Genomic DNA, 21,681 nt, shown 5'->3' with positions numbered 1-21,681 from the left:
GGCCTTTTTTGACGAAAGGTTGCTTATTCGCGGAACAGCGCTTCGATATTCAGACCTTGCCCCTGCAGAATTTCACGCAGGCGGCGCAGACCTTCAACCTGAATCTGACGAACACGTTCACGGGTCAGACCAATCTCACGGCCGACGTCTTCCAGTGTCGCAGCTTCATACCCCAGTAAACCGAAACGACGTGCCAGCACTTCACGCTGTTTGGCGTTCAGCTCGAACAGCCATTTGACGATGCTCTGCTTCATGTCATCGTCCTGCGTGGTGTCTTCCGGACCGTTGTCTTTTTCATCGGCCAGGATGTCCAGCAGCGCTTTTTCGGAGTCGCCACCCAGCGGGGTGTCAACGGAGGTAATGCGCTCGTTGAGACGCAGCATACGGCTAACGTCATCAACCGGTTTATCGAGTTGCTCGGCAATCTCTTCTGCGCTTGGCTCGTGGTCCAGTTTATGGGACAACTCGCGTGCGGTACGCAGATAAACGTTCAACTCTTTGACGATGTGAATCGGCAGGCGGATCGTACGGGTCTGGTTCATAATAGCCCGTTCGATGGTCTGACGAATCCACCAGGTCGCGTAGGTTGAGAAACGGAACCCGCGTTCCGGGTCAAACTTCTCAACTGCGCGGATGAGACCTAAGTTGCCCTCTTCAATCAGATCCAGCAGAGCCAGACCACGATTGCCGTAACGGCGGGCAATTTTCACGACCAGTCGCAGGTTACTTTCAATCATGCGACGACGCGAGGCTACATCACCACGCAAAGCACGACGTGCGAAATAGACTTCTTCTTCGGCCGTTAGCAGTGGGGAGTAACCAATCTCCCCAAGGTAAAGCTGAGTCGCGTCCAGTACACGCTGTGTGGCACCCTGCGATAACAGCTCTTCTTCAGCCAAATCGTTATCACTGGGTTCCTCTTCTACTAAGGCTTTTTCGTCAAAAGCCTCTACTCCGTTCTCATCAAATTCCGCGTCTTCATTTAAATCATGAACTTTCAGCGTATTCTGACTCATAAGGTGGCTCCTACCCGTGATCCCTGAACGAGACACCCTGGCTGGCATGCCCCGTCAAATTATCGCTGCGGCAAATACTGCAGCGGGTTTACGGATTTCCCCTTGTAACGAATTTCAAAATGCAAGCGTGTAGAACTGGTTCCGGTGCTACCCATAGTAGCGATTTTTTGCCCCGCCTTAACTTCTTGTTGTTCCCGGACCAGCATTGTGTCGTTATGGGCGTAGGCACTCAGGTAATCATCGTTATGTTTGATGATAATAAGATTACCGTAACCGCGCAGAGCGTTACCGGCATACACAACGCGTCCGTCAGCGGTCGCGATGATAGCCTGTCCTTTACTCCCTGCGATATCGATCCCTTTATTTCCCCCCTCGGAGGAAGAGAAGTTCTCGATAACCTTGCCGTCAGTTGGCCAGCGCCATGCAGAGATTGGCGAACTGGAAGTCATACTGCTGGCAGTCGGTTCAGTAGAGCTAACCACAGGTGCCGTCACCGGTGCTGTGACAACAGTCGCAGTCCCTTTATTATTCGGCAACATTTTGTTAGCAGTCTGATCACCTGAATCCTCAGAATACGTAATTACAGGTTGTGAAGCAACCACCGTGGTGGATTTTTGTGCAGGCTTAACGCTGTTATTTTGAGCCGTCACATCGGCCGCTGAAACGGTGTTGCCAGGCGTAAGCGGCGTGCCCGTCGCGTTGCCAACCTGGAGCGTTTGCCCCACTTCCAGACCATACGGGGCCTGGACGTTATTGCGCTGCGCGAGGTCACGGAAATCGTTCCCGGTGATCCACGCAATGTAGAACAGCGTATCGCCGCGTTTCACTGTATAAGTGCTGCCACCGGTATAGCTGCCTTTCGGAATGTTCCCATACTGACGGTTATAGACTATGCGGCCATTCTGGGTCTGAACAGGCTGTTCCACTGGCTGAATATGTGTCGGCTGCGTCATTGGACGCTGAACCGGCTGGATTGGCGGATTTTGTTGCGCCGTAGAGGTACCCATTTTAGGCGGAGGAGTGATCAACATTCCGCTGGACGTGTTACCCGAGCCGCTGTTTCCGCCGACAGAACTGACGGGCGCAGGCGCGTTGTTAGAACTTGTACAGCCTGCCAGCCAGAGCGAAACCAGTGATAATGCCGCAACACGGCTGATGGTGAATTTAGGGCTTCCCGCGCTCATTTATCCCCCAGGAATGTGTTAACTACCAGTGACTTAAAATTTACCGTGATGACACGAATCTTTCGCGCCACACCATACGCTGAATTTGCCTTAATAACCCTGGATAATTCCGAGTCTCAGGCCAACTCCCCCTTTACCAGAGGCACAAAGCGCACGGCTTCCACGGTGTCGATAATAAACTCGCCGCCGCGCCGACGAACGCGCTTCAAAAGCTGCTGCTCGTCCCCAACGGGCAGAACAAGAATGCCCCCCTCATCCAGCTGCGACAACAGGGCCGCAGGAATTTCAGGCGGGGCCGCCGTCACGATGATCGCGTCAAACGGCGCGCGCGCCTTCCAACCCTGCCATCCATCACCGTGTCGTGTCGAAACATTGTGTAAATCAAGTTGTTTCAGGCGACGACGCGCCTGCCACTGCAAACCTTTAATCCGCTCAACGGAGCATACATGATGAACCAGATGCGCCAGGATCGCGGTTTGATACCCCGACCCGGTGCCAATCTCCAGCACGCGGGAGTCAGGCGTCAGCTCCAGCAGCTCCGTCATGCGCGCCACCATGTAAGGCTGCGAAATCGTCTGGCCCTGTCCGATGGGCAGCGCCACGTTTTCCCACGCTTTGTGTTCAAACGCCTCGTCTACAAATTTCTCACGCGGAACCTGAGCAAGCGCTTCAAGCACGTGCTCGTCGCGGATCCCCTGCGCGCGGAGTTGTTCCAGAAGAGTTTGTACACGTTTGTTTACCATTGCGCGTTCACTCCTGCGCGATCCAGCCAGCCCGACACCACATCATGCGCGCTATACGCAGTTAAATCTACGTGCAGCGGGGTAACCGAAACATAGCCTTCATCCACGGCGGCAAAGTCGGTATCCGGACCCGCATCGCACTTATCGCCGGGAGGGCCAATCCAGTAAAGCGTGTTGCCGCGAGGATCCTGCTGCGGGATGACCTGATCGGCAGGGTGTCGACTCCCGCAACGGGTGACGCGAATGCCTTTAATTTCGTCGAGGGGAAGATCCGGCACGTTGATGTTGAGGATGCGCCCGGTACGCAACGGCTCGCGGCCGAGCGCCCGCAGGATCGAACAGGTCACCGCGGCGGCGGTATCGTAGTGCGTATGGCCGTTCAGCGAGACCGCCAGCGCCGGGAATCCCAGATGGCGCCCTTCCATTGCGGCCGCCACGGTGCCGGAGTAAATCACGTCATCACCGAGATTAGGACCGGCGTTAATGCCGGAAACAACGATATCCGGACGCGGCCGCATCAGCGCGTTCACGCCCAGAAAAACACAGTCGGTTGGCGTGCCCATCTGTACGGCAATATCGCCATTTTCAAAGGTAAAGGTGCGAAGCGACGACTCCAGCGTCAGAGAGTTAGACGCTCCACTGCGGTTACGATCGGGCGCCACGACCTGCACGTCCGCAAATTCACGGAGGTGTTTCGCCAGGGTCTGAATGCCTGGCGCGTGGATCCCGTCATCGTTACTCAGCAATATTCGCATAATCACCCGAGGTGTTGATAAGTTCCCTGACAACACTGGTGGCAAAGCTACCTGCCGGTAGCCAGAAGCGTAACTCGACGGTTACGTCATCCCACCAGTTCCAGCTTAACTGCTGCGGATAGAGCAGCATCGCGCGGCGTGCCGCCTCGACTTTTTCCCGCACAAGCAAGGATTGTAATTCTGGCGCATCCGCTACGGCTGACTGCTCGGCGGCCAGCGCGTCGCCCTGTGTTCCCCAGTCGCCCGTACCCGGCAACGCGGCGGTAATCATCAGCGCTTTTGCGTCCACGCGCGACTGCACATCGGCCATTTCTTCGGCCGTTGCCACAAACCAGCTTCCGCGTCCCGCTAATTGTAGCGCATCGCCAACAACAACTTGATTCGCGTCCGGTTTTTTCAGCCTTTCGCTCACAATCTGATTAAACAACGCGCTGCGGGCCGCCGACAACCAAAAACTGCGTTTATTCCTGTCGCGCACCGGTGCATCGCTTTGCGCCCAGCGCAGCGCGCCCTGCAGGTTGCTGCCGCCAATGCCAAAGCGCTGCGCGCCAAAGTAGTTCGGTACGCCGCGTTCACTGATAGCGTTCAGACGTTTTTCAACATCTTCGCGGTGGGACACTTCACGCAGCACCAGCGTAAAGTCGTTCCCCTTCAACGCCCCCAGACGCAGTTTGCGCTTGTGGCGGGCGAATTCCAGTACCTTACAGCCTTCAAGCTCAAATTTGCTTAAATCAGGCATCGTATTGCCGGGAACGCGCGCGCAGAGCCACTGTTCCGTGACGGCGTGTTTATCTTTCTGTCCGGCAAAGCTCACTTCGCGGGCATGAATTTTGAGGAATTTTGCCAGCGCGTCGGCCACAAAGCGGGTATTGCAGCCATTTTTCAGAATACGCACCAGGATATGTTCGCCTTCGCCATCCGGCTCAAAGCCCAGATCCTCCACCACGAGGAAATCTTCCGGGCTGGCTTTCAGCACCCCGTTCCCCTGTGGTTTACCGTGCAGGTATGTCAGGTTGTCGAAGTCCGTCATTTGCTCGCCTTCACCAGCAGCGCCACGGCCTCACAGGCAATCCCTTCGCCACGCCCGGTAAAGCCCAGCTTCTCGGTCGTCGTCGCTTTGACGTTCACGTCGTCCATATGGCAGCCCAGATCCTCTGCAATAAACACGCGCATCTGCGGAATGTGCGGCAGCATTTTCGGGGCCTGGGCAATAATCGTCACGTCGACGTTGCCGAGGGTGTAACCTTTCGCCTGAATGCGGCGCCACGCTTCGCGCAGCAGTTCGCGGCTGTCCGCCCCTTTAAATGCCGGGTCGGTGTCCGGGAACAGCTTGCCGATATCACCCAGCGCGGCAGCGCCCAACAGCGCGTCGGTCAGCGCATGCAGTGCCACGTCGCCATCAGAATGCGCCAGCAGTCCTTTTTCATAGGGAATGCGCACGCCGCCAATGATAATTGGGCCTTCTCCGCCAAAGGCGTGTACATCAAAACCGTGTCCAATTCGCATTATGCCTTCTCCTGATGGGTCGAACGGGTAAGATAAAATTCCGCGAGCTGTAAATCTTCCGGACGCGTCACTTTTATATTATCAGCGCGTCCTTCAACAAGCTCAGGGTGGAAACCGCAATACTCCAGCGCAGAGGCTTCGTCCGTGATGGTCGCACCTTCTTTAAGCGCTCGCGTTAGGCAGTCGTGGAGTAATTCGCGGGGGAAAAATTGTGGCGTCAGCGCGTGCCATAAATCGACGCGATCTACGGTGTGGGCGATAGCCTGTTTGCCCGGCTCGGCGCGCTTCATGGTGTCGCGCACCGGTGCGGCCAGAATCCCGCCAACCTTGCTTGTTTCGCTTAGCGCCAGCAGACGCGCAAGATCGTCCTGATGCAGGCAAGGACGCGCCGCGTCATGTACCAGCACCCACGACGCGTTTCCGGCGGCCTGAAGGCCCGCCAGAACGGAATCGGCGCGCTCGGCGCCACCGTCAACGACGGTAATGTGTGGATGATTTGCCAGCGGCAGCTGCGCGAAGCGCGCATCGCCAGGGCTGATAGCGATGATCACACGCGTCACCCGCGGGTGCGCCAGCAGCGCCGCCACGGCGTGCTCGAGGATCGTTTTATCGCCAATAGAGAGGTACTGCTTGGGACATTCTGTCTGCATGCGCCGGCCAAAACCTGCGGCCGGCACCACGGCGCATACGTCCGAAAAAGTTACTGCCATGTCGTAATCCTGGGCCTGATTATCGATTGTTTTGTGCTGAGCCCTGATTGCGTTTAGACGCATCCGGAACCAGACGATAAAAGGTTTCGCCCGGCTTAGTCATACTGAGTTCATTGCGTGCGCGTTCCTCAATCGCCTCTTGCCCGCCATTGAGGTCATCAATTTCAGCAAAGAGTTGATCGTTTCGCGCCTTAAGTTTGGCGTTTGTTGCCTGCTGAGCCGCGACGTCATCGCTCACCCGGCTATAGTCGTGCAGTCCGTTCTTACCGAACCACAGCGAATATTGCAGCCAGATTAGCAAAGCCAGCAACAGCAGCGTTAGTTTACCCATCCTGCCCCCTGAAAAACGGCATCATCATCCCAAGACTTCCCCAGAGCACTACGCCGGGGTAACAGAGATGCCGCAACATCGCGGGCAAATGTACCACATTTTTTCCGCAGAATCGTCCTGCACGATATCGTTACACAGTTGGTTACGGTTTGAATTATGGCTGAAGTTAGCCCATGAGCCACAAAAATAACAGACCAAACATCAGAACCACCGTCATAATCGTGACCACGGTGCTGTAGAGGAGCTTGCCGTTGAGCAGAGAGTGCAGCGCAATGCCGACAACAACCGCCACGGGCATCAACGCCAGAAAGAAAGGCCAGGTGTAGAGAAAGAAGAACAGCGTGTTGCCGCCGTAGATAAGAAACGGAATGCCAAGCGCCAGCAGCCATGAGACGAAGCCAATGATGGCCCCAGGAAAGGACCAGGTCGTTTCGTCGTCGGTCGCTAGCGGCTCCGACCCGGTGGTGGTGATGTAATGTTCACTGTTGCGCATAGCTAATCCTGTGACCGTGACTCATCGTTCGGGAAGACAGCTCCCGAACGATACCGCCTCAGGATCTGATAATATCGTCCCGCCTGAGCAGGTCTAATAATTGGCTTACTAAATTTGTTACCAATTGTTGACCTTCCAGGTGAATTTCAGGCGATTCAGGCGCTTCGTATACCGCGTCAATTCCGGTGAAGTTGCGCAGCTCTCCGGCACGCGCTTTCTTGTACAGCCCTTTCGGGTCGCGCGCTTCGCAAATCTCCAGCGGCGTATCGACAAACACCTCGATAAAGCGATCCTGGCCCACGCGTTCGCGCACCATCTGGCGCTCGGCGCGGTGCGGGGAGATAAACGCGGTCAGCACCACCAGCCCGGCGTCAGCCATCAGGCTGGCGACTTCGCCCACCCGGCGGATGTTCTCTTTGCGGTCATCGTCGCTAAACCCTAAATCGCTGCACAGGCCGTGACGCACGTTATCGCCATCCAGCAGGTACGTGCTTACGCCCTGCCGATGCAACGCCTCTTCCAGCGCGCCTGCCACCGTCGATTTACCCGAGCCGGACAGCCCGGTAAACCACAGCACAACCCCACGGTGACCGTGGAGCTGTTCGCGCTGGGCGACGGTCACCGGATGAGGATGCCAGACGACGTTCTCATCATGGGCGGCCATTACTTGCCTCCCAGCAGATCGCGTGCGCCCCAGTGCGGGAAGTGTTTACGCACCAGCGCGTTCAGTTCCAGCTCGAAGGCGCTGAATTCAGACGTCGCGGCAGCCTGTTTAATCGGTTCGCGAACCATACCGGCCCCGACGGTAACGTTGGTCAGCCTGTCGATAAAGATCAGCCCTCCCGTGACCGGGTTCTGCTGATACGGATCCAGCACCAGCGGTTCGTCGAAGGTCAGATCGACCAGACCGATGCCGTTCAGCGGCAGCTCGGTGACGTCACGCTGGGTCAGGTTGTTGATATCCACCTGGAACTGAATACCGTCCACGCGGGCGCGGGTTTTCTTGCCGGCAATTTTGATGTCATAGCTCTGGCCAGCGGTCAGCGGCTGTTCGGCCATCCAGACCACGTCCACGGAAGCCCCCTGCACTGCCGCCAGCGTTTCCTGCGCGTCGACCAGCAGGTCGCCGCGGCTGATATCAATTTCGTCTTTCAGCACCAGCGTTACGGCTTCACCGGCGCCCGCTTCCTGCAGGTCACCGTCGAAGGTGACGATGCGGGCGATAGTCGATTCCACGCCGGATGGCAACACCTTGACGCGCTGACCTACCTTCACGGAGCCTGACGCCAGGGTGCCTGAGAAACCGCGGAAATCGAGGTTTGGACGGTTCACGTACTGCACCGGGAAGCGCATCGGCTGGGTATCGACCACGCGCTGAATTTCAACGGTTTCCAACACTTCCAGCAGCGTCGGACCGCTGTACCACGGCATGTTCGCGCTCTGGGAGGCGACGTTATCCCCTTCCAGCGCCGAGAGCGGCACAAAGCGAATATCCAGGTTGCCCGGCAGCTGTTCGGCAAAGGTAAGGTAGCTCTGACGGATCTCCTCGAACTTCTCTTCGCTGAAGTTGACCAGATCCATCTTGTTGACCGCCACCACCAGGTGTTTGATCCCCAGCAGCGTCGAGATAAAGCTGTGACGACGGGTCTGATCCAGCACGCCTTTACGCGCGTCCATCAGCAGGATCGCCAGGTCGCAGGTGGACGCGCCGGTCGCCATGTTGCGTGTGTACTGCTCGTGCCCCGGGGTGTCAGCGATAATAAATTTGCGCTTCTCGGTAGAGAAGTAGCGGTAGGCCACGTCGATGGTGATGCCCTGCTCGCGCTCCGCCTGTAGGCCGTCCACCAGCAGGGCCAGGTCGAGTTTTTCACCCTGGGTGCCGTGACGTTTACTGTCGTTATGCAGGGAAGAGAGCTGATCTTCATAAATCTGGCGCGTATCGTGCAGCAGGCGGCCAATCAGGGTACTTTTCCCGTCATCCACGCTGCCGCAGGTCAGAAAACGCAGCAGGCTTTTGTGTTGTTGCGCGTGCAGATACGCTTCCACGCCGCCTTCGTTGGCAATTTGTTGAGCAATAGTGGTGTTCATGGCGGCTCCTTAGAAATAACCCTGACGTTTCTTCAGCTCCATGGAGCCTGCCTGGTCGCGGTCAATCACGCGCCCCTGTCGCTCGCTGGTGGTGGACACCAGCATCTCTTCGATGATCTCCGGCAGCGTCTGCGCGCTGGACTCCACCGCGCCGGTCAGCGGCCAGCAGCCGAGGGTACGGAAACGCACCATCTGTTTTTTGATTACCTCACCCGGCTGCAGGTCGATGCGATCGTCGTCGATCATCATCAGCATGCCGTCGCGCTCCAGCACCGGGCGCTCGGCGGCCAGATACAGCGGAACGATTTCGATGTTTTCCAGATAGATGTACTGCCAGATATCCAGCTCGGTCCAGTTGGAGAGCGGGAAGACGCGAATGCTTTCGCCTTTATTAATCTGACCATTGTAGTTATGCCACAGCTCCGGGCGCTGGTTTTTGGGGTCCCAGCGGTGGAAGCGGTCGCGGAAGGAGTAGATACGCTCTTTGGCGCGGGATTTCTCTTCGTCACGGCGCGCGCCGCCGAAGGCCGCGTCAAAACCGTATTTGTTCAGCGCCTGCTTCAGCCCTTCAGTTTTCATTATATCGGTGTGCTTGGCGCTGCCGTGCACGAACGGGTTAATGCCCATCGCCACCCCTTCCGGGTTTTTATGCACCAGCAGCTCGCAGCCATAGGCTTTCGCGGTACGGTCGCGGAACTCGTACATTTCGCGGAATTTCCAGCCGGTATCCACGTGCAGCAGCGGGAACGGCAGCGTGCCCGGATAAAACGCTTTACGCGCCAGATGCAGCATGACGCTGGAATCTTTACCGATGGAGTACATCATCACCGGGTTAGAAAACTCGGCGGCCACTTCGCGGATGATATGGATACTCTCCGCTTCGAGCTGCCGCAGGTGTGTAAGACGTTTTTGGTCCATAACCGTTCCTTAAGCCAAATTTACGACAGAAGAACCAAAGCCTTCTGTATCGGTTGTGTGTTGGAACCAGGCGAGCGTGCTGTGCAGCTGCACCACTTCACCCACCACGATCAGGGCGGGCATCGGGGCGTCTTTCGCCAGGGTTGCAAGATGTTCCAGCGTGCCCGTCGCAACGTGCTGATCGACGCGCGTGCCGCGAGAAATGACGGCAACGGGCGTCGTCGCCTCGCGACCGTGCTGAATAAGCTGTTCGCTGATGTCCGCGGCCTTCATCGTGCCCATGTAGATCGCCAGCGTCTGGCGGCTCTGGGCGAGATGCGACCAGTCGAACGGCGTGCTGTCGGCCTTGTAGTGGCCGGTCACAAAGGTGACGCTCTGGGCGTAATCGCGGTGGGTCAGCGGAATACCGGCGTAGGCCGTCACCGCAGAGGCCGCCGTGATGCCGGGCACCACCTGGAACGGTATGCCCGCTTCGGCTGCCGCCTGCAACTCTTCGCCGCCGCGGCCGAAGATAAACGGATCACCCCCTTTCAGGCGCACCACGGTTTTACCCGCTTTGGCGGCGTCAACCAGCATCTGGTTGGTGTCGTGCTGCGGCACCGAGTGCTCGCCAGCCCGTTTGCCGACGCAGATTTGCTCCGCGTCGCGACGGATCAGCTCGCGCACGCCGTCGGTGACCAGATGGTCGTAGAACACCACGTCCGCGTCCTGCAGCACCTGCAGGCCGCGCAGCGTCAGAAGTCCGGCATCGCCCGGCCCTGCCCCCACCAGAATGATCTCCCCGCCCGTGCTGCCGGGGTTATCCAGTTCGTCCTCAAGGATCTTCTGCGCCGCCGTCTCATTACCGGCATGCATCAGACTGGCAAAGCGGCCGCGAAATACGCGTTCCCAGAAGCGACGACGTTCCGTTACGCTGGTCAGGCGCGTTTTCAGGTGGTTGCGCCAGTAGCTGGCTTTTTCCGCCATGCGCCCGAGGCTGGTCGGCAGCAGCGCTTCGATTTTTTCACGCAGCACGCGCGCCAGCACCGGTGCGGTACCGCCGGAGGAGATCGCCACCAGCAGCGGAGAACGGTCAACGATCGACGGGAAGATAAACGAGCATAACGGCTGGTCGTCCACCACGTTCACCAGGCGGTAACGGGCCTGAGCGGCGTCGGAAATCCGCCGGTTCAGGTCGCGATCTTCGGTCGCTGCAATCACCAGCACTACGGTATCGATTTGTGATTCGTCAAAATCCGCTTCTGCCACTACCCGCACCTGCGCCCCTGCGCGCTGCAAAAACGCGATTTTGCGATCGGCAATTTCACCCGTGCCTACAACCAGCACCGGCTTCTCTTTTATCGCGGCAAATAAGGGCAGATAGTCCACAAGCAACAACTCACTAACAACGAGGAATAAAGGGACTATAGGGGGCGGCTTAGACCGAATGAAATTACGAATTGGAATGAGTAGTTACTCAATGGAATAACGCCGTGAAAAAGCTAATACCAAAAAGTGCTTAACATGCGAAATATCGGGCATTTAAGAGCAATTCAAATTGTGTATGGGCGATCACAGTTTCATACTAGGCGGGTTAATATTTTGCTCTGTTTTTAAGGACTCACTATGTTTTCCGCAACGCGCCACCGTATTGCTGCCCTGGCGCTCGGCGTTTGCTTTATTCTTCCTGCCCAGGCAAAAAACCAACCTTATGGTGAAATCGCCACTATGCAGGCGCGGCATATCGCCACCGTCTTTCCTGGCCGCATGACCGGCTCGCCTGCGGAGATGCTCTCCGCGGACTATCTTCGCCAGCAGTTTGCCGGGATGGGCTATCAGAGCGATATCCGGTCGTTTCACAGCCGCTACGTCTATACCTCACGAAATAAAACGAAAAACTGGCATAACGTGACCGGCAGTACGGTTATCGCGGCGCATGAAGGTAGCGCGGCTGAACAGATTATTATTATGGCGCACCTTGATACCTACGCCCCGATGAGCGATGCCGATACGGATAACAACCTCGGCGGGCTGACGCTGCAGGGCATGGACGACAACGCGGCGGGCCTGGGCGTGATGCTCGAACTGGCCGAGCGGATGAAAGATATTCCAACCCGGTATGGCATTCGTTTCGTGGCCACAAGCGGTGAAGAAGAGGGCAAACTCGGGGCTGAGAATCTCCTTAAGCGCATGAGCGCTGAGGAGAAGAAAAATACGCTGCTGGTGATCAACCTCGATAACCTGATCGTCGGCGATAAACTTTATTTCAACAGCGGGCAGAGTACGCCGGGTACCGTGCGGAAACTGACGCGCGACCGGGCGCTGGCGATTGCCCGCAGCCATGGCGTTTATGCCACGACCAATCCGGGCGGGAATCCTGCTTTCCCACGCGGAACAGGCTGCTGCAACGACGGGGAAGTCTTCGATAAGGCGGGCATTCCGGTGCTGTACGTGGAAGCGACAAACTGGGCGTTGGGCAAGAAAGATGGCTATCAGCAGCGGGCTAAATCGAAACCCTTCCCGGACGGGACAAGCTGGCACAACGTGATGCTGGATAATCAGCAGCACATTGACAGCGCGCTGCCTCAGCGGATTGAGCACCGCAGTCGTGATGTGGTGAAAGTCATGCTGCCGCTGGTGAAGGAGCTGGCGAAGGCGGCGAAAGCCTGAGGTTTTTAAGGCCTGATGCCCTCACCCCACCCCTCTCGATAAGCCTTTGTAGGCCCGGTAAGCGCAGCGCCACCGGGCAAAAAGGTTATCACCCTTCATGCAGCCCGCACTCGCGCTTCAGCCCAAAGAATCGCGTCTCTTCTTCCGCCATTCCCGGTTCCCATTTGCGCGTGGTGTGGGTGTCGCCCACCGACAGATAGCCCTGGTCCCACAGCGGATGGTACTTCAGCCCGTGTTTTTGCAGATACTGATACACCGTCCGGTTATCCCAGTCGATAATCGGCAGCACTTTAAACACCCCGCGCTGGACCGCCAGAACCGGTAAGGTTGCACGACTGCCGGACTGCTCGCGACGCAGGCCCGCAAACCACGTCTGCGCATTGAGCTCTTTCAGCGCCCGGTTCATCGGTTCGACTTTGTTGATCTCATTGTATTTCTCAATGCCCTCAACGCCCTGCTCCCACAGCTTACCGTAGCGCGCCTCCTGCCAGGCCGCGCTTTTCGTCGCGCGGTACACTTTGAGGTTCAGCTTGAGCTTGTCCGTCAGCTCGTCAATAAACTGGTAGGTTTCCGGGAACAGGTAGCCGGTATCGGTGAGGATCACCGGAATGTCCGGACGGATCTGATTCACCAGATGCAGGCTGACCGCCGCCTGAATACCAAAGCTCGACGAGAGCACATAGTCTCCCGGCAGGTTTTCCAGCGCCCACGCCACACGCCCTTCAGCGTCCAGCTTTTCAAGGTGGGCATTGGTTTCTGCCAGCGCCAGAATGCGTTCGACTTTAGGCAGATCGTTAAGGGCGTTTAGATCGAGTACGGACATAATTACCTCTCGTGGTTACTCCCAGAAATCCCTTGCGGGATCGAGCACCGGGCGAATGATGCCCGCACGCACCGTAAAGTCGCCGAAGCCTTCACCCGCTTCGCGCTCTTTCGCCCAGCGCCCGACAAGCTCGTCGATGGAATCAAGGATTTCCGGCTCGGTAATGTTCTCGCGGAACATACGCGGAATGCGCGTGCCGATACGGTTACCGCCCAGGTGCAGGTTATAGCGCCCCGGCGCTTTCCCCACCAGACCCAGCTCGGCCAGCATCGCGCGACCGCAGCCGTTCGGACAGCCGGTGACGCGCATAACAATATGCTCGTCCGGAATACCATGTTTTTCCAGAATCGCTTCAACCTTGTCAGTGAATGACGGCAGGAAACGTTCCGCTTCGGCCATCGCCAGCGGGCAGGTCGGGAACGACACGCAGGCCATCGAGTTTTCACGCTGCGGCTTAACCGCATCCATTAACCCGTGGTCGCGCGCCAGCTTCTCGATCTTCGCCTTCTGGCTCTCCGGCACGCCGGCAATAATGAGATTCTGGTTAGCGGTAATGCGGAATTCGCCTTTATGGATCTTAGCAATTTCCAGCAGACCGGTTTTGAGCGGACGGCCCGGATAATCCAGAATACGGCCGTTTTCAATAAACAGCGTCAGGTGCCATTTATTATCGATACCCTTCACCCAGCCAATGCGATCGCCGCGACCGGTGAATTCGTAAGGGCGGATCGGCTCAAACTTGATGCCTGCACGACGTTCCACTTCCTCTTTGAACGTCTCCACGCCCACGCGCTCCAGGGTGTATTTGGTTTTCGCGTTTTTACGGTCGGTACGGTTGCCCCAGTCGCGCTGGGTGGTCACTACCGCTTCCGCCACGGCCAGCGTGTGCTCCAGCGGCAGGAAGCCGAACTCGCTCGCGGTGCGGGCGTAGGTTTTCTTATTACCGTGTTCAATGGACAGGCCGCCGCCCACCAGCAGGTTAAAGCCAATCAGCTTGCCGTTTTCGGCAATCGCCACGAAGTTCATGTCGTTGGCGTGCAGATCGATATCGTTCTGCGGCGGGATCACCACCGTGGTTTTAAACTTACGCGGCAGATAGGTCTGGCCAAGGATCGGTTCTTCGTCCGTGGTCGCGACTTTTTCCTGATCGAGCCAAATCTCCGCATAGGCGCGGGTGCGCGGCAGCAGATGCTCAGAGATCTTCTTCGCCCACTCATAGGCTTCGGCGTGCAGCTCGGACTCATACGGGTTCGAGGTGCAAAGCACGTTACGGTTCATGTCGTTGGCGGTCGCCAGGGCGTCCAGCCCGACCGAGTGCAGCATCTGATGCACCGGCTTCACGTTCTTCTTCAGAATGCCGTGGAACTGGAAGGTCTGACGGTTGGTCAGGCGGATGCTGCCATAAATCGTGTTTTCACCGGCAAACTTGTCGATGGCCTGCCACTGCCTGGTGGTGATCACCCCGCCCGGCAGACGGCAGCGCAGCAGCATCGCATGACGCGGCTCCAGCTTCTGTTCGGCACGCTCGGCGCGGATGTCGCGATCGTCCTGCTGGTACATACCGTGGAAGCGGATCAGCAGGAAGTTGTCGCCTTTGAAGCCGCCGGTGAGACCGTCATTCAGATCTTCAGCAATGGTGCCGCGCAGATAGTTGCTTTCCAGCTTCATGCGCTCGGCGTCTGTCAGTTTACCTTCGACCACCAGTGGCCCTGGATGTTTTTCGCTCATTAGTAGACATCTCGCTGATAACGGCGCTCAACGCGCAGCTCACTTAAAAATTCATCCGCCGTTTCGGCATCCATACCGCCGAATTCGGCAATCACTTCCAGCAGTGCCTGCTCAACGTCTTTCGCCATGCGATTGGCGTCGCCGCAGACATAAATGTGGGCACCGTCATTGATCCAGCGCCACAGCTCTGCGCCCTGTTCGCGCAGTTTGTCTTGTACGTATACTTTTTCTTTCTGGTCGCGGGACCAGGCCAGATCGATGCGGGTCAGTACGCCTTCTTTCACGTAGCGCTGCCACTCAACCTGGTAGAGGAAATCTTCGGTAAAGTGCGGGTTGCCGAAGAACAGCCAGTTTTTACCCGGCGCTTCATCTGCCGCGCGCTGCTGCATAAAGGCGCGGAACGGCGCAATGCCGGTGCCCGGGCCAATCATGATGACCGGTGTTTCCGGGTTCGCCGGGAGGCGGAAGTTGTCGTTGTGCTCGATAAAGACGCGCACTTCGCCCTCTTCTTCCACGCGATCCGCCAGGAAGCTAGAAGCCCCACCCGCGCGGGCGCGGCCTTCGATGTCGTAGCGCACCACGCCGACGGTAATATGCACTTCACTCTCCACTTCGGCCTGCGAAGAGGCGATGGAGTACAGGCGCGGCGTCAGCGGTCGCAGCAGGCCGATTAGCGCATCGGCATCCAGCTGAGCCGGAGAGAAACGGACCATATCGACAATTGGCGTCGTCGCGGCGTAATGCTGCAGCTTCGCCTTGTCGCCCACCAGCGGCAGCAGGGATTCGCTGCGCGTTAAGGTGGCATAATTTTCGACGATATTCGGGGTGTTCACCGTCAGTTCGAAATGCCACTGCAGCGCCTCTGAAATCGGCTGGGTTTTGCCATCAACGGTGACGGGCTCGTCACCCTTCAGCCATAGCAGCTCAACCAGCTCTTTCACCAGAGCCGGATCGTTCTGGTACCAGATACCCAGCGCGTCGCCCGGCTGATAGCGCAGGCCAGAGTCGCCGAGATCGATTTCGATATGGCGCACGTCTTTTTCCGAATCGCGGCCGGTAATTTTCTGGTTCACCGACAGGCTCGCCGTCAGCGGCGCCTCTTTGGTGTACGGGCTGGTGTGAATGTCGTTGACGACCCCCGTCGCGGTGAACGCGGCCTGCGCCGACGTCTCTTTCGGCACGCGCGCTTTCAACACTTCAACGATGCGGGCACGCCATTCGGCGGCGGCGGTCTGGTATTCGACATCCGCGTCAACGCGGTCCAGCAGGCGCTCCGCGCCCAGCTCCGCCAGCCTGCTGTCGAAGTCTTTACCGGACTGGCAGAAGAATTCATACGAGGTATCGCCAAGGCCAAATACCGCAAACGCCGTGCCATCCAGCTTCGGCGCTTTTTTTGAGAACAGGAACTTGTGCAGGGCCACCGCTTCTTCAGCAGGTTCACCTTCGCCCTGGGTAGAGGCGACCATCACCAGCAGTTTTTCTGACGCGATTTGCTTAAATTTATAATCCCCGGCGTTGACCAGGTTCACGTTCAGTTTGGCGGCCAGCAGGTCGTCACGCAGCGCTTCGGCCACGCGACGCGCATTGCCCGTCTGCGAGGCGGAAATCAGGGTAATGGCCGGAATTTCAACGGCCGTTGCCGGTGCACCCGCCACAGCGCCAGGCTGCTGATTGAGCATTCCCCAGAAATAACCGGAGACCCAGGCAAGCTGAGTGGGAGAAAAATCAGAGGTGGCAGCCTGAAGGCGCGCCAGTTGCTCCGGGTTCAGGGGAAGCAAATTTGAAGGTGGGGCCTGTGTTGTCATGCGTCGTTATGTTCCAGTAGCCAAGCGGACTTTAAGCGAATAAATCCAAACTGAAGATAAGGTTAACGGCGAGGATAATAACAATTAAAGAAGGGATGGAAATAATAAATAACCAAATGGACTAACCTGTTTTAGTTGTCATACTTAGCGATAAAAACGATTAATTAACCCACTGAAAATTATCGATAAAAACCACAAAAAACGCCTGTTAACGAGACACCTGGCTTCAGAGCCGTTTTAGTTAATGCTAAAAATTGTGCTTTCCGGTACTATGCGGCGGTTTTTTCCGCATTACTGAGAGCGATCATGTCCACCACACTGTTTAAAGATTTCACCTTCGAAGCCGCCCACCACCTTCCGCATGTCCCTGAAGGGCATAAATGCGGCCGTCTGCACGGGCATTCGTTCATGGTGCGTCTTGAGATCACCGGTGAAGTTGATCCGCATACCGGTTGGATCATGGATTTTGCCGAGCTGAAGGCGGCGTTTAAGCCGACCTACGATCGTCTGGATCATTACTACCTGAATGATATTCCGGGCCTTGAAAACCCGACCAGCGAAGTGCTGGCGAAATGGATTTGGGATCAGATGAAGCCGCTGGTGCCGCTGCTGAGCGCGGTGATGATCAAAGAGACCTGCACCGCTGGCTGTATCTATCGCGGGGAGTGATGCTTGCCGGGTGGCGCTGACGCTTACCCGGCCTACAAGAGCCTCGAACCGTAGGCCCGGTAAGCGCTAGCGCCACCGGGCTTTTTTATGCAATATTCAGGTACTTGTGCGTCTGCATCGACAGGCGCCAGTTACGCGCAATACAGGTTTCAATGCACAGACGCGTCGCGTCGTCTTTCTGGCTGATCGGCTGTAGCGCAATGACGCGCTGCTTTTCATCCGTCAGCGTGGCCAGCAGTTCATCCAGCGCTTCAATATCACGCACGCGCCCTACCGGGTGCTTAATCTCATCCGCGCGTTCCAGCGCCTGAGACAGCACGTCATACCCGCCGCGCATATTCACTTTTGGCGATACCGTCACCCAGGCCGTGTGTGAACAGCGCACTTCATGGGTGCCGCTGGTTTCAATCTGGCAACTGTAGCCGTTCTTTTCGAGCAGCTCGGTCAGCGGCGTCAGATCGTGGATGCAGGGTTCACCGCCGGTGATCACGACGTGGCGCGCCGTCCAGCCCTGACGACCAATAATGGCCAGCAGATCTTCAGAACTGCCCGCGCCCCACTTATCGCTCTCTTTGGTTTTCGCCAGAATGCTAAACAGCGACACTTCCCGATCTGCGAGCTTGTCCCACGTATGTTTGGTATCACACCAGGCACAGCCAACCGGGCATCCCTGTAAACGAATGAAAATAGCGGGAACGCCGGTAAAGTAACCCTCGCCTTGCAGGGTCTGGAACATCTCGTTAATCGGGTACTGCATAGTCATCTCAGTAAAGGGGATAAACGATAAGTATCGCAGATCCCCGCCGGATGGTCATGCTCCATCGGTGCTTTGCGCGCCAATCGCCGCCATAAAACGCTCGGTAATTTGCTGTGGACGGGTGATCGCGCCGCCGACGACGACCGTATGCGCGCCCAGCGCCAGGCATCTGGCCGCACGTTCAGGCGTATCCACGTTGCCTTCGGCAATCACGGGAACCGTCACGGCGGCCAGCACGGCCTTCAGGAACGCGCAGTCATTTTCCGGAAGCGAATGGCCCGCCGTTTCCGCCGTATAGCCGTAAAGCGTGGTGCCGACGCAGTCAAAGCCAAGCGCCTGCGCCGTCACGGCTTCGCCCACGGTGGAAATATCCGCCATCAGCAGTACCGAGGGGTAGCGCGAGCGAATGCGCGTGACCAGCGTTTCCAGGGATTCTCCACCGGGACGCTCACGCGCCGTCGCATCAAGCGCAATGATTTCCGGAGAGGCGGCCATGAGCTCATCCACCTCTTTCATCGTGGCGGTGATAAACACCTCGCTTTCCGGGTAATCCCGTTTGATGATGCCGATAACAGGCAAAGAGACCTGCTGCTTAATGGCCTCGATATCCACCACGCTGTTGGCACGAATGGCGGCGGCTCCGCCCTGCGCCGCCGCCAGCGCCATCCGCGACATAATAAACGGGCTGTGCAGCGGTTCATTTTCCAGCGCCTGACAGGAGACGACCAGTTTTCCCTTCAGGTTATCCAGTACAGTTTTCATTACGATAAGATCTCTTCCACTTCGTTTTTGATAATCGTGACGTGCGGGCCATAAATGACCTGAACACCGTTACCGCGCACGATAACGCCGCGCGCGCCGGTGGCTTTCAGCGCCGCGTCATTCACTTTGCTGCCGTCCTTCACCGTAACGCGAAGACGCGTGGCGCAGCAGTCCACCTCTTCCAGATTCTCTTTTCCGCCTAATCCCGCGATCACCGCAACGGCGCGCTCGCTCTGCGAGAAGGTCGCTTCACTGACCATCGCCTCCTTTTCCCGACCCGGCGTGGCAAAATCGAAACGGTTAATCAGATAGCGGAAGGTGAAGTAGTAAAGGAAGAACCACGGCACGCCCACCAGCGGAACGAACATCCAGTTGGTTTTGGCCTCCCCCTGCAAAATGCCGAACAGCACGAAGTCGATAAAACCGCCGGAGAAGGTTTGCCCGATGGTGATATGCAGCATGTGTGCGAGCATGAACGCCAGGCCGTCAAACAGCGCATGAATGACGTAAAGCACCGGCGCAATAAACAGGAAGGAAAACTCGATAGGCTCGGTAATCCCGGTCAGGAACGAGGTTAGCGCCGCAGAGAGCAGCAGCCCGGCAACGCGCTTTTTGTTCTCCGGTTTTGCCGTGTGGTACATCGCCAGACACGCGCCGAGCAGGCCAAACATCATCGTAATAAAGCGCCCGGACATGAAGCGCGACGTGCCCTCATAGAAATGCTGCGTGTTCGGGTCGGCCAGCTGGGCGAAGAAAATCCGCTGTGTTCCCTCAACGAGGTGACCGTTAACAATCTCACTGCCGCCGAGCGCGGTGGTCCAGAACGGCAGATAGAAGATGTGGTGCAAACCAAACGGGCCCAGCATGCGTAAGATAAAGCCGTACAGCAGCGTGCCCAGATAGCCGGTGGCATCCACCAGCCCACCGAGACCAAAAATCAGTTTCTGGAAATGCGGCCAGACCACGGTCATGAGTGCGCCGACGAGTATCGCCGCCAGCGAGCTGACGATGGGAACAAAGCGCGAGCCGCCAAAGAACCCGAGGAACTGCGGAAGCGCAATTTTATTAAACCGGTGATGGAGCGTGCAGGTCACCAGCCCAATCACCACGCCGCCAAAGACGCCGGTTTCCAGCGTCTGAATACCCAGCGTCATACCCTGCCCCACGGCGCCCGGGTTCTCATGCGCCAGTTTGCCGGTGAGGATCAGCAGCGCGTTGATGGTGGCATTCATCACCAGAAACGCAAGTAGCGCCGCCAGACCCGCCGTGCCCTTATCGCTTTTTGCCAGCCCGACGGCCACCCCAACGGCAAACAACACCGAGAGGTTCGCAAACACGATGGATCCTGCGCTGCTCATGATGGTGAAAATGGCCTGAAGCCAGCTCACGTCTAAAAACGGATAGGCTGCCAGCGTGTTGGGATTCGATAACGCGCCGCCTATCCCCAGCAGCAGACCCGCCGCGGGCAACACGGCAATCGGCAGCATAAAGGATTTGCCAAAGCGCTGCGCTTTTTCAAACCATCCTCCTGAAGAAGCCCCACTGAATATTTGCATCATTTTTTCATCCCCTCATTAAACGATGAAAATTTTTACCATATAAAAATCTAATAGTGAAAATTATCATCAAAAACCAGGACGACGATCATACTTTTTCAAAATGACTGGCATCTTTCCCCCGCTTTCCGCCACACTAGTCGCAGAGAAACGCATTAAGGATCGAGCATGTCAGACCATGAAAACCTGCTGCTGAAGCTACGCCAGGAGGCTTCCGGGTACAGCCCAACGCAACAAAAACTCGGTGAGTTTGTCCTCAGCGATCCAGCCCGGGTGCTCTACCTGACTATCACCGAGCTGGCGCGCGAGAGCCACACCAGCGAGGCCAGCGTCACGCGCCTTTGCCGGACGCTGGGCTGCAAGGGCTATAACGAATTTAAAATGGCGCTTGCGCTGGATATTCAGCAGGGCCAGCCCGCGCGTCAGGCGGGGGATGAGATTGATAACGTGGTGGATGAGTCGGTGCAGGCTTTGCAGGATACCGCCAGACTCCTCGACCGCACCCTGCTTGAAAAGGCGGCGCTGGCGCTGCACCAGGCGCAATCCGTGCAGATTTATGGCGTCGCGGCCAGCGCGATCCTCGGAGAGTATCTGCATTACAAGCTGTTGCGGCTGGGCAAGCCCGCACAGCTGTTTAGCGATATGCACCGCGCAGCCATGAATGCGACAACGCTTTCGAAAGATACGCTGGTTGTGGCCATCTCTAGTTCGGGTTCAACGCGGGATTTACTCCACGTGGTGAAGCTTGCCCGCAAGCGCGGCGTTAAGGTTCTGGCGCTCAGCAATACGCCCCGCAGCCCGCTGGCGTCTCTGAGCGACATGCAGCTGGTTGCCGCCAAACCAGAAGGCCCTCTAAGTGCAGGCGCGCTCAATGCTAAGGTTGGGGTCATGCTGCTGGTCGAGCTGCTGACCACGTCCATGATTGCGCTGGATAGTCATTACGGCGACATTAGCCAGCAAACAGCCAGCGCCACGCTTCCCCTTTTGCTCTGAAAATAATTCGCAGGCTAAATAAATCGGCCTGCGACTTATGTTGTCTGATTTGAGTTAAGTGGTATTTAAAACATTTATTCGATAAATGTTTGGTGTAACAAATTATTATATTTATTACATTTTGAATTACGTTAGCCATACGACACAGATTTCATAAAAACATTTAAATTCAATAACTTAAAATTTAAATTTTAA

Annotated in this window: 22 protein-coding genes; 3 read left to right on the top strand and 19 right to left on the bottom strand. The window is 57.0% G+C overall.

Annotation, left to right across the window (positions count from 1 at the left end; all coding sequences use genetic code 11):
- Positions 1-23 precede the first annotated feature (23 nt).
- The 13 genes from rpoS to cysG all read right to left on the bottom strand — a co-directional run bounded on the left by rpoS (position 24) and on the right by cysG (position 11,112).
- Positions 24-1,016, bottom strand: coding sequence for an RNA polymerase sigma factor RpoS (gene rpoS, locus INF68_RS20805; RefSeq protein ID WP_008499600.1), 993 nt, complete (start codon positions 1,014-1,016; stop codon positions 24-26).
- 59 nt (positions 1,017-1,075) lie between these two features.
- Positions 1,076-2,200 (bottom strand): murein hydrolase activator NlpD, encoded by a 1,125-nt coding sequence (nlpD, locus tag INF68_RS20800; RefSeq protein WP_126785859.1) that lies wholly within the window; start codon positions 2,198-2,200, stop codon positions 1,076-1,078.
- Positions 2,201-2,316: 116 nt separating this feature from the next.
- Complete coding sequence (locus INF68_RS20795; protein WP_023333224.1) at positions 2,317-2,943, bottom strand: protein-L-isoaspartate(D-aspartate) O-methyltransferase; 627 nt, start codon at positions 2,941-2,943, stop codon at positions 2,317-2,319.
- Positions 2,937-3,698 carry a 5'/3'-nucleotidase SurE gene (gene surE, locus INF68_RS20790; protein WP_023308990.1) on the bottom strand — a complete coding sequence of 254 codons (762 nt, stop codon included), beginning with the start codon at positions 3,696-3,698 and terminating at the stop codon, positions 2,937-2,939. Before surE ends, INF68_RS20795 begins: the two co-directional genes overlap by 7 nt.
- Positions 3,679-4,728, bottom strand: a complete 1,050-nt coding sequence (gene truD / locus INF68_RS20785; RefSeq protein WP_023308991.1) for a tRNA pseudouridine(13) synthase TruD — start codon at positions 4,726-4,728, stop codon at positions 3,679-3,681. The genes surE and truD overlap by 20 nt, the downstream gene beginning before the upstream one ends.
- On the bottom strand, positions 4,725-5,204 hold the full coding sequence (ispF, locus tag INF68_RS20780) for a 2-C-methyl-D-erythritol 2,4-cyclodiphosphate synthase (protein WP_008499607.1): 480 nt from the start codon (positions 5,202-5,204) through the stop codon (positions 4,725-4,727). The genes truD and ispF overlap by 4 nt, the downstream gene beginning before the upstream one ends.
- On the bottom strand, positions 5,204-5,914 hold the full coding sequence (gene ispD, locus INF68_RS20775) for a 2-C-methyl-D-erythritol 4-phosphate cytidylyltransferase (RefSeq protein ID WP_109844663.1): 711 nt from the start codon (positions 5,912-5,914) through the stop codon (positions 5,204-5,206). The genes ispF and ispD overlap by 1 nt, the downstream gene beginning before the upstream one ends.
- A gap of 19 nt (positions 5,915-5,933) precedes the next feature.
- Positions 5,934-6,245 carry a cell division protein FtsB gene (gene ftsB, locus INF68_RS20770; RefSeq protein WP_008499609.1) on the bottom strand — a complete coding sequence of 104 codons (312 nt, stop codon included), beginning with the start codon at positions 6,243-6,245 and terminating at the stop codon, positions 5,934-5,936.
- Positions 6,246-6,411: 166 nt separating this feature from the next.
- A complete protein-coding gene (locus tag INF68_RS20765) occupies positions 6,412-6,738 on the bottom strand; it encodes a DUF3561 family protein (RefSeq protein ID WP_109844662.1) in 327 nt (108 codons plus the stop codon).
- Positions 6,739-6,796: 58 nt separating this feature from the next.
- Entirely contained in the window at positions 6,797-7,402 is a 606-nt protein-coding gene (cysC, locus tag INF68_RS20760) for an adenylyl-sulfate kinase (protein ID WP_126785857.1), read from the bottom strand.
- The gene (gene cysN, locus INF68_RS20755; protein WP_023308996.1) at positions 7,402-8,826 is read right to left on the bottom strand and encodes a sulfate adenylyltransferase subunit CysN; all 1,425 of its coding nucleotides are present in this window, start codon (positions 8,824-8,826) and stop codon (positions 7,402-7,404) included. The genes cysC and cysN overlap by 1 nt, the downstream gene beginning before the upstream one ends.
- A 9-nt stretch (positions 8,827-8,835) precedes the next feature.
- Positions 8,836-9,744: a sulfate adenylyltransferase subunit CysD gene (cysD, locus tag INF68_RS20750; protein ID WP_006811770.1), complete on the bottom strand. Its 909-nt coding sequence runs from the start codon at positions 9,742-9,744 to the stop codon at positions 8,836-8,838.
- 9 nt (positions 9,745-9,753) lie between these two features.
- Positions 9,754-11,112: a siroheme synthase CysG gene (gene cysG / locus INF68_RS20745; RefSeq protein WP_126785856.1), complete on the bottom strand. Its 1,359-nt coding sequence runs from the start codon at positions 11,110-11,112 to the stop codon at positions 9,754-9,756.
- Between the two features lie 237 nt (positions 11,113-11,349).
- On the opposite strand from cysG, the gene INF68_RS20740 reads away from it, so the two are divergent.
- Positions 11,350-12,393: an aminopeptidase gene (locus tag INF68_RS20740; RefSeq protein ID WP_193525411.1), complete on the top strand. Its 1,044-nt coding sequence runs from the start codon at positions 11,350-11,352 to the stop codon at positions 12,391-12,393.
- Between the two features lie 88 nt (positions 12,394-12,481).
- Here the strand turns inward: INF68_RS20740 and cysH are convergent, their stop codons facing one another.
- Genes cysH through cysJ form a run of 3 tightly spaced genes read right to left on the bottom strand, consistent with a single transcriptional unit; the run spans position 12,482 to position 16,749 of the window.
- Positions 12,482-13,216 (bottom strand): phosphoadenosine phosphosulfate reductase, encoded by a 735-nt coding sequence (gene cysH / locus INF68_RS20735; protein WP_109844659.1) that lies wholly within the window; start codon positions 13,214-13,216, stop codon positions 12,482-12,484.
- Between the two features lie 15 nt (positions 13,217-13,231).
- On the bottom strand, positions 13,232-14,944 hold the full coding sequence (gene cysI, locus INF68_RS20730) for an assimilatory sulfite reductase (NADPH) hemoprotein subunit (RefSeq protein ID WP_109844658.1): 1,713 nt from the start codon (positions 14,942-14,944) through the stop codon (positions 13,232-13,234).
- Positions 14,944-16,749: an NADPH-dependent assimilatory sulfite reductase flavoprotein subunit gene (cysJ, locus tag INF68_RS20725; RefSeq protein WP_126785855.1), complete on the bottom strand. Its 1,806-nt coding sequence runs from the start codon at positions 16,747-16,749 to the stop codon at positions 14,944-14,946. The genes cysI and cysJ overlap by 1 nt, the downstream gene beginning before the upstream one ends.
- Before the next feature lie 306 nt (positions 16,750-17,055).
- Here cysJ and queD point away from each other — a divergent pair, with 306 nt between their 5' ends.
- Positions 17,056-17,418 carry a 6-carboxytetrahydropterin synthase QueD gene (gene queD, locus INF68_RS20720; RefSeq protein ID WP_023309002.1) on the top strand — a complete coding sequence of 121 codons (363 nt, stop codon included), beginning with the start codon at positions 17,056-17,058 and terminating at the stop codon, positions 17,416-17,418.
- An 85-nt stretch (positions 17,419-17,503) separates the two neighbouring features.
- On the opposite strand, the gene queE is transcribed toward queD, so the two are convergent.
- From queE to INF68_RS20705, 3 genes are read right to left on the bottom strand one after another with little or no spacing between them, the layout of a single operon-like run.
- Positions 17,504-18,175, bottom strand: a complete 672-nt coding sequence (gene queE / locus INF68_RS20715) for a 7-carboxy-7-deazaguanine synthase QueE (RefSeq protein WP_126785854.1) — start codon at positions 18,173-18,175, stop codon at positions 17,504-17,506.
- Between the two features lie 54 nt (positions 18,176-18,229).
- Positions 18,230-18,937 (bottom strand): N-acetylmannosamine-6-phosphate 2-epimerase, encoded by a 708-nt coding sequence (locus INF68_RS20710; RefSeq protein ID WP_029741548.1) that lies wholly within the window; start codon positions 18,935-18,937, stop codon positions 18,230-18,232.
- Positions 18,937-20,496, bottom strand: a complete 1,560-nt coding sequence (locus tag INF68_RS20705) for a PTS transporter subunit EIIC (protein WP_126785853.1) — start codon at positions 20,494-20,496, stop codon at positions 18,937-18,939. Before INF68_RS20705 ends, INF68_RS20710 begins: the two co-directional genes overlap by 1 nt.
- 165 nt (positions 20,497-20,661) lie before the next feature.
- Between INF68_RS20705 and INF68_RS20700 the strand changes: the two genes are divergently transcribed.
- Positions 20,662-21,486, top strand: coding sequence for a MurR/RpiR family transcriptional regulator (locus tag INF68_RS20700; protein ID WP_126785852.1), 825 nt, complete (start codon positions 20,662-20,664; stop codon positions 21,484-21,486).
- Positions 21,487-21,681: the final 195 nt, after the last annotated feature.

The organism is Enterobacter cloacae complex sp. P16RS2, from assembly GCF_014982155.1.
Taxonomy (GTDB): domain Bacteria; phylum Pseudomonadota; class Gammaproteobacteria; order Enterobacterales; family Enterobacteriaceae; genus Enterobacter; species Enterobacter cloacae_M.
This window is presented reverse-complemented; position numbering and strand designations above follow the sequence as displayed.

Coding starts and splice junctions, on each gene's coding strand:
- rpoS (WP_008499600.1), bottom strand. CDS start 1,016: ATGAGTCAGAATACGCTGAAAGTTCATGATTTAAATGAAGACGCGGAA.
- nlpD (WP_126785859.1), bottom strand. CDS start 2,200: ATGAGCGCGGGAAGCCCTAAATTCACCATCAGCCGTGTTGCGGCATTA.
- INF68_RS20795 (WP_023333224.1), bottom strand. CDS start 2,943: ATGGTAAACAAACGTGTACAAACTCTTCTGGAACAACTCCGCGCGCAG.
- surE (WP_023308990.1), bottom strand. CDS start 3,698: ATGCGAATATTGCTGAGTAACGATGACGGGATCCACGCGCCAGGCATT.
- truD (WP_023308991.1), bottom strand. CDS start 4,728: ATGACGGACTTCGACAACCTGACATACCTGCACGGTAAACCACAGGGG.
- ispF (WP_008499607.1), bottom strand. CDS start 5,204: ATGCGAATTGGACACGGTTTTGATGTACACGCCTTTGGCGGAGAAGGC.
- ispD (WP_109844663.1), bottom strand. CDS start 5,914: ATGGCAGTAACTTTTTCGGACGTATGCGCCGTGGTGCCGGCCGCAGGT.
- ftsB (WP_008499609.1), bottom strand. CDS start 6,245: ATGGGTAAACTAACGCTGCTGTTGCTGGCTTTGCTAATCTGGCTGCAA.
- INF68_RS20765 (WP_109844662.1), bottom strand. CDS start 6,738: ATGCGCAACAGTGAACATTACATCACCACCACCGGGTCGGAGCCGCTA.
- cysC (WP_126785857.1), bottom strand. CDS start 7,402: ATGGCCGCCCATGATGAGAACGTCGTCTGGCATCCTCATCCGGTGACC.
- cysN (WP_023308996.1), bottom strand. CDS start 8,826: ATGAACACCACTATTGCTCAACAAATTGCCAACGAAGGCGGCGTGGAA.
- cysD (WP_006811770.1), bottom strand. CDS start 9,744: ATGGACCAAAAACGTCTTACACACCTGCGGCAGCTCGAAGCGGAGAGT.
- INF68_RS20740 (WP_193525411.1), top strand. CDS start 11,350: ATGTTTTCCGCAACGCGCCACCGTATTGCTGCCCTGGCGCTCGGCGTT.
- cysH (WP_109844659.1), bottom strand. CDS start 13,216: ATGTCCGTACTCGATCTAAACGCCCTTAACGATCTGCCTAAAGTCGAA.
- cysI (WP_109844658.1), bottom strand. CDS start 14,944: ATGAGCGAAAAACATCCAGGGCCACTGGTGGTCGAAGGTAAACTGACA.
- cysJ (WP_126785855.1), bottom strand. CDS start 16,749: ATGACAACACAGGCCCCACCTTCAAATTTGCTTCCCCTGAACCCGGAG.
- queD (WP_023309002.1), top strand. CDS start 17,056: ATGTCCACCACACTGTTTAAAGATTTCACCTTCGAAGCCGCCCACCAC.
- queE (WP_126785854.1), bottom strand. CDS start 18,175: ATGCAGTACCCGATTAACGAGATGTTCCAGACCCTGCAAGGCGAGGGT.
- INF68_RS20710 (WP_029741548.1), bottom strand. CDS start 18,937: ATGAAAACTGTACTGGATAACCTGAAGGGAAAACTGGTCGTCTCCTGT.
- INF68_RS20705 (WP_126785853.1), bottom strand. CDS start 20,496: ATGATGCAAATATTCAGTGGGGCTTCTTCAGGAGGATGGTTTGAAAAA.
- INF68_RS20700 (WP_126785852.1), top strand. CDS start 20,662: ATGTCAGACCATGAAAACCTGCTGCTGAAGCTACGCCAGGAGGCTTCC.